This window comes from uncultured Rothia sp. (assembly GCF_963544205.1).
Taxonomy (GTDB): domain Bacteria; phylum Actinomycetota; class Actinomycetes; order Actinomycetales; family Micrococcaceae; genus Rothia.
Window position 1 is genome coordinate 476,634 of the sequence record NZ_CAUUDY010000001.1, and the last position, 8,986, is coordinate 485,619.

6 protein-coding genes and 1 tRNA gene are annotated in these 8,986 nt (G+C 59.4%); 3 read left to right on the forward strand and 4 right to left on the reverse strand.

Features of this window, described 5'->3' with window-relative positions:
* Positions 1 to 65: 65 nt before the first annotated feature.
* Positions 66 to 139 (forward strand) — tRNA-Pro (locus RWZ58_RS01950).
* 165 nt (positions 140 to 304) lie between these two features.
* On the opposite strand, the gene RWZ58_RS01955 is transcribed toward RWZ58_RS01950, so the two are convergent.
* Positions 305 to 1,438, reverse strand: coding sequence for a hypothetical protein (locus tag RWZ58_RS01955; RefSeq protein ID WP_314657035.1), 1,134 nt, complete (start codon positions 1,436 to 1,438; stop codon positions 305 to 307).
* 346 nt (positions 1,439 to 1,784) lie between these two features.
* Here RWZ58_RS01955 and RWZ58_RS01960 point away from each other — a divergent pair, with 346 nt between their 5' ends.
* Both RWZ58_RS01960 and RWZ58_RS01965 read left to right on the forward strand, forming a co-directional pair.
* A complete protein-coding gene (locus RWZ58_RS01960) occupies positions 1,785 to 3,284 on the forward strand; it encodes a cation:proton antiporter (protein WP_314657037.1) in 1,500 nt (499 codons plus the stop codon).
* A 609-nt stretch (positions 3,285 to 3,893) separates the two neighbouring features.
* Entirely contained in the window at positions 3,894 to 5,453 is a 1,560-nt protein-coding gene (locus tag RWZ58_RS01965) for a molybdopterin-dependent oxidoreductase (protein ID WP_311449087.1), read from the forward strand.
* 232 nt (positions 5,454 to 5,685) lie between these two features.
* Here RWZ58_RS01965 and RWZ58_RS01970 read toward each other — a convergent pair whose 3' ends face one another.
* From RWZ58_RS01970 to RWZ58_RS01980, 3 genes are read right to left on the reverse strand one after another with little or no spacing between them, the layout of a single operon-like run.
* Positions 5,686 to 6,330: an LUD domain-containing protein gene (locus RWZ58_RS01970; protein ID WP_049351951.1), complete on the reverse strand. Its 645-nt coding sequence runs from the start codon at positions 6,328 to 6,330 to the stop codon at positions 5,686 to 5,688.
* Entirely contained in the window at positions 6,330 to 7,958 is a 1,629-nt protein-coding gene (locus tag RWZ58_RS01975) for a LutB/LldF family L-lactate oxidation iron-sulfur protein (RefSeq protein WP_070665979.1), read from the reverse strand. Before RWZ58_RS01975 ends, RWZ58_RS01970 begins: the two co-directional genes overlap by 1 nt.
* Before the next feature lie 16 nt (positions 7,959 to 7,974).
* On the reverse strand, positions 7,975 to 8,769 hold the full coding sequence (locus RWZ58_RS01980; protein ID WP_005504630.1) for a (Fe-S)-binding protein: 795 nt from the start codon (positions 8,767 to 8,769) through the stop codon (positions 7,975 to 7,977).
* Positions 8,770 to 8,986: the final 217 nt, after the last annotated feature.

Below are 8,986 nucleotides of genomic sequence, written 5' to 3' on the forward strand. Positions count from 1 at the left end.
GCGTTCTGAATTTTTTTGGGTTATCCTAGGTGAGTTGCCTACGGTATTCGCTGATAGGTCAACATCGGGATGTGGCGCAGCTTGGTAGCGCGCGTCGTTCGGGACGACGAGGTCGCAGGTTCAAATCCTGTCATCCCGACAACTAGCCCCGGTCCGCTGGACCGGGGCTTTGTCGTACCCGCAGTATTTTTGTTGCAGTATTTCTGCCGCAGATTCCTCAGCAGTTTCCGGCGTATATAAAAGCGACCCCCTCCCCCGCGCATGAACGCAGGGAAGGGGTCGCTTGCACGTTGTACGGCCGTGTTTAGCCGCGCCCGGAGATGAGGGCGAGAATCGCCTCCAGGGGGCCGCGTCCGGCTACGGAGCGCGCCATGCGCGACCAGAGGGTGCAGAAGCCCAGGGCGATGACGGCGCCGAGTAGCAGGAAGGCACTCCAGTACACGGCGGTGCCCCAGCCTCCGGTTGCCACGTAGTGCTCGCCGACGGTGAATGCCTTGATGGTGGGGCCGGCGTAGATGATGATTCCACCCAGCACGATAGAGGCGCTCAGCGACATCTGGCCCAGGCGGGCAACGGGGGTGAGCATTCCCGCCTGTGCGGAGAGCAGGCGCGCGCATTCAGCCCAGAAGTAGAGGGTTGCCGCCAGGTTCAGGGTCAGTAGTACCTGCGGGCTGTTGAGGAAGCCCAGCTCCGTGTAGGGGTTGAAGGTGCGGTACACGGCGAGCGCCAGTACGGCGAGTACGACGGGGATTGCGAGCTTTGCCTGCAGGTTGTCGTAGAGGCGTACGAGCACGATGCCCAGGCACATGACCCAGATGAGCTGGGCGCTTTGGGCGTGGTTGACTCCGTGGCTCGCCAGGAGGGGCAACTGAACGGCGGTCCACTGGTCAGCCTGGGCGGCTACGTCCATGAGCAGGGTGTAGGTCCAGGTGATAAAGGGGCTGGTGAGCACCGCAAGCGCTGCGACTGCCCAGAGGGGCAGGTGCACGACGAATAGGGTCAGCAGGGTGAGTAGTGCCAGGTGTACGAGCATGTCGAAGGGCAGAGAATAGCTGAAGCCCTGTGCCGGTACGGTGACGCCCGGTTGCGGCAGGTAGGTGATGCCTTGCATGAGCGCTACGCCCAGCAGTAGTAGCGCAAGGAATCGCACGATGGTTCCGGCGAAGAGCTGCGGGAAGTTTGCGGTGCGTGCGTACCGCCAGGCGGCTGCGCCCAGGATTGCGGCGAAGAGCGGTTCAGCCGGTACGAGGGTCTGCGGAATCCAGAACTTCCATGAGACCGGAATCAGCTGCAGCCAGTATCCGAAGGGGATGAGCAGGCTGAGCACGGCGAAGGCGCGGGCGAGGTCGAGCCCGAGGTCGCGTCGGGTACCTCCGAGGGAAGCGGCGCGTGCCCCGCTGCTGACGGTGGGGATGGGTTGAGTGCGCCCTGCTGCCATGTCCTCGCTCCTTGTAGTGCCGTGTTTGAGAGTCTGTGTGCCCTGCCGGGTATCTGCCGCTTCCGGTGGTGTGTGCCGGATGCGCTGGCATAGGTGTTAAGTGTAACGGTGGAAGCTGTGTCCAGCGGGGCGGTGGCGCGGAGGTTTTGCTCTCATGCCGCTTCTCTGTCTGCTGTTGACCGGCGCCTTTCACCCCCCTGGTGAGTGCTGTTCAAGTGTTGTTGTGTGGGGGTAGGTGTGTACCATTGGTACGTTCTTAAAGGTGGGGTAATCCAGCGGGCGCATGTTTTGCCCCGTTTACTGTCTCAAACGCACCCCACCTGTACATACACCACGTTGAGGTTTTATGTTTTCGACTTTCTCCCCTCTTTTTCTGACGGATTGGGGAACTTCCGGTGCTCTTCTTGCCTCGGGTACGACTCTCTCGGAAGGGTCGAGCCACGATAGCGGCCAGTTTGTGTCCATTTTTTGGATTACGCTGGTTGCGTTGCTGTCCCCGGTTCTTTCGCGCTTGACGGGTAAGAAGATCCCGGATGTGGTCTTCCTGCTCATTTTTGGTCTGCTCATTGGCCCCAATATGCTCAACCTTGCCAGCAGTGAGGGTGGTATCCCGCTGTTGAAGGAGCTTGGCCTGGGCATGCTCTTTTTGATTGCAGGCTTTGAGATTAACGTGTCCTCGCTGCGTAGCCGTCAGGGTTATAGCGCTATTGCCACCTGGGTGGTGTGCTTTGCCCTGGGTATGGTGGGTGCGGCGGTTATTACGTCGTTCTCGCGTGAGCTGAATACGTATGTTGCGGTGGGTGTGGCGCTGAGTTCTACGGCTCTGGGTACGCTGCTGCCGATGTTGAAGTCTCATGGCGCCGCCGGTACGCCGGTGGGTAATGCGGTGCTGGTGCACGGCGCTGTGGGTGAGCTTCTGCCGATTTTCGCTATTTCGCTGCTGCTGTCGTCGCGTTCGCCGGGCATGGCGTTTGTGGTGCTGCTGGCGTTCATGGTGGTTGCGGTGATTACGGCACTGATTCCCCACCGCTTGTTTGCGCATGTGCCGGGTCTGCGCCAGATTATGGCTGCGGAGGCGAATACGACCGGCCAGACGGTTCTGCGTCTTGCGATGTTCCTGCTGGCGACCCTGATTATGTGCACCGCGCTCTTTGATTTGGATGCGGTGCTGGGTGCGTTTGCGGCGGGTCTGATTCTGCGTACTCTGACTCCTCCGGCGGCTCTGCATATGATGACTCGCCGCCTTGAGGTGGTTGGTTTTACGTTCATGATTCCGTTGTTCTTCGTGGTCAGCGGCATGGGCATTAATGTGTCTGCGGTGTTTGCGAATCCTCTGGGTCTGCTTGCCGTGGTGGTGGGTATTTTGCTGTGCCGTGGTGTTCCGGTTCTTTTGGCGGAGCATTTCTTCGATACCCGTTCGGGCCTGACTAAGCGCGCGCAGAAGGCGCAGTTGGCTCTGTATTCGGCTGCGGGTCTGCCGATTATTGTGGCGGTGACGGAGGTTGCGACCAGTTCGGATCTTCTGGAGGAGTCAACGGCTTCTCTGCTGGTGGCTGGTGGCGCGCTGACGGTTCTGTTGTTCCCGCTGTGGGCGTTGGGTATTCGTCAGGCGTTTGGTTCTGCGGAACCGGCTCAGCAGGAGCCGAGCCGTAAGGAGCAGATGAACGCGTTGAAGGCTCAGCGTAATGCTCAGACGAAGCTGACCACGGGCATGATTCCGGTGGTTCGTTTGAAGTCGCAGTCTGACGCTGGGACCCAGTCTGATTCTGAGTCCCAGGCTGATGCTCAGCCCGGCTCTGCAAAGACTGCGGGCTCTGCGAAGACTGCGAGCTCTGGGGAGAAGTAGCTGCGGCGACGCCGGGTTGCGCTTCGGTCCTTCAAGATTGGGTTGATGAACCGGTTTGAGCGGGGATCCCGCTTACAGTCACCCCAACCTTATGTGGGTTTAGCTTTATAAAACCACACAATACCAGGCAGATAAGACCCTGCAAACCAACATGCATCCCACATATATGATCAAAACCCACCGCATCCTCTCTTGAGGCTGCGGTGGGTTTTTTACACCCGAGTGACCTTATAAACCGCGGAAAGATGAGAATCTTCCTTAAATTCGGATTTTTTATGCAAATATTACAGAACATGACGTGTCTTAGCTTTCTCGACTGACACTTTGTCCTATAAAATTGAAAGCGGACAGGGAATTTCCCTAAAACACACATAAACCAACATACATACACAGAGCCGCTTCCGCCCCAGCGGGAGCTGGCGCACCTCCCATCTCACACACGGGAGGCGCCCCTTTCGGGAGTATCCGCGACGATACCCCCGGCGGCTCCCAACCACGGAGGAGGATCATATGGTTCAGAAAGGTAATTATTTCTAACCTCTTATCTCAAGGCCTCGCACTGAATCCTAACGATTGTCTGCACACACAGTCATTTCCGAAGGAAATATCATGCACCAACTACTCCTCACCGCGAGCACTGGTGGCGTAGAGCTGGACTTCCCGGCCTGGCTCCGAATTACGCACTTCATCAACTTCATTATGATGGGCTTCCTGATTCGTTCAGGTTGGGAAGTTCTCGCCTCTCACCCCCGCCTGTACTGGAACAACCACTGCACCCCGGGTTCCGAGTGGCTCAAGTTCACCAAGGACAAGGTCCCTACCACCCCCGGCGCATTTACTGCCCGCGATGACCAGCGCACCCTGTCTCCCCTGATTTCTCTGCCCGGTAAGGCTCAGATTGGTCTGGGCCGCGCATGGCACGCGCTGGTGACCGTCATCTGGATCGTTAACGGTCTGGTATATGTCTCCCTGCTGTTCCTGACCGGTCAGTGGCGCCGCATCGTCCCGACCAGCTGGGACATCATCCCGCAGGCGTGGGAATCCATCCAGATTTACGCTGGCTTCCAGATTCCCTCGATTGAGCATTTCCAGCCGTACGACGCTCTGCAGCAGATTATGTACTTCACCGTGGTGTTCATCGTGGCACCGCTGATGATTGCAACCGGCCCGATTATGAGCCCGGCATTCTGCGGCCGTTTCCCCGGCTACGTGCGCCTCTTCCGTAACCGCCAGACCGCACGTTCCATCCACTTCCTGGGCATGGCGTTCTACTGCGTCTTCACCGTCATTCACGTGGCGCTGGTGTTCGTGGTTCACCCCCAGTACAACATCGCCCACATGATGCTGAACAAGCCCTACAACGAGGTGGACGCAGCACAGTTCGCTCAGGCAGTCACCATGCTCATTGGCGGCATTGTCTTCGCTGTGGCTCTGTGGATTTTCGCATCCTACTGGTCCCTGCGCGACCTGCGATTCACTCAGACCTTCATTTGGGGTCTGACCCAGCCGATTCGTAACGTCCTGCTGGACCGCATCACCTCCCGTCAGGTGCAGAAGAAGACCTTCACCGATGCCGACATTTCGCCCTTCCACTGGGTTAACACTCGCCCGCCGACAGAGCGTGAGAGCACCGAGTGGAACCGCCTGAAGGAGCACGATTTCGTTGACTACCGCCTGGAGCTGGGCGGCCTGGTGAAGGAATCCAAGTCCCTGAGCATTGACGAGCTCAAGCAGCTGGGCAAGGAAGTCAACATCACCATGCACACCTGCATGCAGGGTTGGACCGGCATCGCCAAGTGGGAGGGCGTGCGCCTGCGCGACGTTCTCGCACTGGTCGAGAAAACCGACGAGGCACGCTACGTTATGGTGACCTCCTTCGGCCACGTGGGCCACACCTACGACGGCCGACCGACCGAACCCTACTACGAGTGCCTGGACATCTCCATGGCAATGGAAGATGAGACCATCCTGGCGTGGGGCATGAACGACAAGCCCCTGCCGGATGTGTACGGTGGCCCGCTGCGTCTGCGTGCGGACTCCATGCACGGCTACAAGATGGTCAAGTGGGTTCAGAAGATCGAGTGGATCAAGGACTACCACGATGTTGGCGATGGCCAGGGCGGTAGCCGCGAGGACTCCGGTCTGCAGCACTTCGACGCACGCGCCTAAGCACCCCCGCGGGGCGCTACGACGCTAACCGTCGATACACCACCCTATAAAGCGCTGAACATATAAAGCACAGAACGGTGGCGGGAAACATGGGCCCGCCACCGTTCGCTTATCTTCTCCGCCGCTTTCTACTGCTCTGAAAGATGCAGAAGCCAAGAGGGCATAAAGAAACCGCCCGGGAGCCTTAGCTCTCGGGCGGTTTCTTTAGAGGTTTGCCTTCTGGCGCTTTACCTTAGGCGTCGTAGATGATGACGTCCAGGGTACGGGGGCCGTGCACGCCCTCCACGCGGATCAGCTCGATATCACTGGTTGCCGACGGACCGGAAATCATGGTCACGGGGCGGGTGTAGGTGATACGCTCGATCGACTCGGGAACCAGCTCCACCACGGTGGAACGGGGCACCACGCAGATGTGGTGGTCGGGCACCAGGGTGATGGCGCGGCGACCCTCATCGGGGTTGGTGTTCAAGAAGATCGTGCCGGTCTCTGCGCAGGAGACGGTCGAACCGGTCACCACAGCGTCAACTGCGTCCAGTTCCTTCAGGGTCAGGCAGCCGGGCTTGAGGGTGCTACCGGAGTCGGTGACGCGCTTGCGGTCAGCGGTGTCAGCCGGCAGCCACTCCATGTTCAGGCCCTCGGGAACCACGTAAGTGGACTTTTCGCCCAGGCGTTCTGCGATGACCTCAGAGATGTTCTCCTTGTTCGCGTGGAACACGTTTGCCTTGTAGTCAATGAGGCGGTCGACGAGCATCTCAATGGTCTGCTCTTCGTTCAGCTCGCTGACGCGGCGGTAGTTACGTACGGGCTCGGGGGCGACGGGTGCGTCAGCCAGGGACGAGCGGATACGTGCGAGGATATCTTCCTTAGCAGAGGACATTAGTTGTTCTCCTTAGCTTCACGGGCTTCCTGAGCAGCCTTAGCGTTTGCAGCCGCTTCAGCTGCCTTACCCTTGTTAGCCTCGATGAGGGCCTGAATGTCAACGCGCTGTGCGTTATCGCGTGCCGGAGCCTGACCCTTCTCCTTCTTCCACCAGTTGCGGAAGGATTCCTTGGGGGGCTCGGGGATGTCGCGGTATGCGGTCCAGCCGCCGACGATACCGGGAACAGCGGTGATCTTGTGCTTGCGGCCGCTAATGAGGCGGGACATGGGCAGACCACGTTCTGCAATCGACATCATCTTGCCGGAGGTGAAGAGCTTCTTCGCACCGAGCATCATGCCGTCCATCTGCGAGAAGGGAGCCTTCTTGTTGCCCTCGAACTCGCGGATAGCGTGCTTGGACTCGACGTCCTTAGCGCGCAGGTGCACGAGGACCTCGGGGAAGTTAATCTTCACGGGGCAGACCTCGTAGCATGCGCCACAGAGGGAGGATGCGTACGGCAGCGAGTTGTTCTCTGCAGCCTCAATACCGGAGAGCTGCGGGGACAGGATCGCGCCGATGGGGCCCGGGTAGGTGGAGCCGTAGGCGTGACCACCTGCGCGCTCGTACACGGGGCACACGTTCATGCAAGCGGAGCAGCGGATGCAACGCAGTGCCTGGCGACCGAGCTCATCAGCCAGAACGGCGGTACGGCCGTTGTCGATGAGGATGACGTGCATGTTCTGCGGGCCGTCACCGGGGGTCACACCGGTCCACATGGAGGTGTAGGGGTTCATGCGCTCACCGGTGGAGGAACGGGGCAGCAGCTGCAGGAATGCCTCGTAATCCTGGAAGGTGGGCAGAATCTTCTCAATACCCATGAAGGTAATGAGGGTGTCGGGCAGGGTCAGGCACATACGGCCGTTACCTTCGGACTCCACGATGGTCAGGGTACCGGTCTCAGCAATACCGAAGTTGGTGCCGGAGACTGCCACGGTGGTGTTCAGGAACTTGTTACGCAGACGGTTACGCGATGCCTCTGCCAGTTCTGCCGGCTCATCGGTGATGTCCGGGTTAATACCCTCAATTTCGCGCAGGAAGATGTCGCGGATTTCGCGGCGGTTGCGGTGAATTGCGGGCACCAGAATGTGGGAGGGGCGGTCGTGGCCGAGCTGGACGATTTCTTCCGCGAGGTCGGTCTCAATAGCGTTGATGCCGTTTTCCTCGAGGAATTCGTTCAGGCCGGTCTCTGCGGTTGCCATGGACTTAATCTTGATGATTTCGTCCACGCCCTGCTCGCGAATCAGGTCCAGAGCAATCTGGTTCGCCTCGGTGGCGTTGCGTGCCCAGTGCACGTGGCCGCCTGCGGCGGTGAAGTTACGCTCGAACTGTTCGAGCAGCTCGGGCAGGTTCGCCAGAACGTAGTTCTTGACGGACTCACCGGTGTTACGCAGGTCCTGCCAGTCGGGCACCTCTGCGGTGACGCGTGCGCGCTTGTTACGGATCGCGTGGGTCACGAAGCGCAGGTTGGCGCGTAGCTGCTCGTTCTTGAGCTCTTCCTTCGCGTACTTGGGGAAGGGGGTTTCTTCGAAAATGTTGCCCTCGCCGTAGTGAACGACCTTGGGCATACCAAGCTGAATAGCGGTCATGAGGTCTTATCTTTCCTTAGCCGATCGAGAGCTCGACGCGCTCGGAGTTAATCTTGAGCGGGTTTTCCTTGGTGGATGCGAGAATCTCAGCGAAGTGGATGGTCTGAACGTCCGAGCCGCGACGCATCAGCGCACCGCCGATGTTCATCAGGCAGGAGCAGTCGCCGCCGGTACAGACGGAAGCACCGGTTGCTTCAACGTTGTCTGCCTTGTCGTTGACCATTGCGCCGGAGACGTCAGCGTTCTTGAAGGAGAAGGTACCACCGAAGCCGCAGCACTGGTCCATGCCCTCGAGCTGGGTGTACTTGATGCCTTCGACGGTGCGGACCAGGTCCTGCTGGCGGGTGCCCAGGCCGAGCATACGCATACCGTGGCAGGAGCTGTGGTAGGTGACGTGCTCGGGGAAGTAGGAGCCGAGCTGCTCGGCAGCGTTGGTGATGCCCAGGATGTCGATTAGCAGCTGGGAAAGCTCGAAGGTGCGGGAAGCAATCTGCTCTGCCTTCAGAGCCAGCGCTTCGTCGCCGCGGCTACGTGCGACCATTGCCTGCTGGTGACGCAGGGAAGCAACGCAGGAGCCGGAGGGTGCAACAGCTACGTCCCAGTCCCAGGAGTCGAAAGCTTCAACGTGGTTCTTGATGACTTCGTAACCGTCATCGAAGTAGCCGGAGTTGACGTGCATCTGAGAGCAGCAGGTCTGGTTCGGGGGGAAGACAACCTCGTGGCCCAGGCGCTCAAGAATTTCGACGGTGGCGCGTGCTACGCGGGGGTACATGCCGTCAACGATGCACGTGGAGAAGAGTGCAATGCGCATGACTTGTCCGTCCTTTCCTCTGTGTTCAGAGTTTCTCGGTCTCACCGCCTGCGTCTGGGGCAGGCGGGGCACAGTCCGAACAAGTTCGGTCTTCCAAAGAAGCGACTCAGATGTATTGAGTCGGGGAAGCTGGGCCGGATGGTTCCGGCTAATGTGCGCGCCCCAAGTGGAGGTGGGATGCGGTGGGATCAGAAACCGTGGTGATGTCTTTTATCTT

What these genes read in the sequence shown, in the direction of transcription:
- RWZ58_RS01955 (WP_314657035.1), bottom strand. Translation starts at nt 1,438, where the DNA reads ATGGCAGCAGGGCGCACTCAACCCATCCCCACCGTCAGCAGCGGGGCA.
- RWZ58_RS01970 (WP_049351951.1), bottom strand. Translation starts at nt 6,330, where the DNA reads ATGTCCTCTGCTAAGGAAGATATCCTCGCACGTATCCGCTCGTCCCTG.
- RWZ58_RS01960 (WP_314657037.1), top strand. Translation starts at nt 1,785, where the DNA reads ATGTTTTCGACTTTCTCCCCTCTTTTTCTGACGGATTGGGGAACTTCC.
- RWZ58_RS01980 (WP_005504630.1), bottom strand. Translation starts at nt 8,769, where the DNA reads ATGCGCATTGCACTCTTCTCCACGTGCATCGTTGACGGCATGTACCCC.
- RWZ58_RS01975 (WP_070665979.1), bottom strand. Translation starts at nt 7,958, where the DNA reads ATGACCGCTATTCAGCTTGGTATGCCCAAGGTCGTTCACTACGGCGAG.
- RWZ58_RS01965 (WP_311449087.1), top strand. Translation starts at nt 3,894, where the DNA reads ATGCACCAACTACTCCTCACCGCGAGCACTGGTGGCGTAGAGCTGGAC.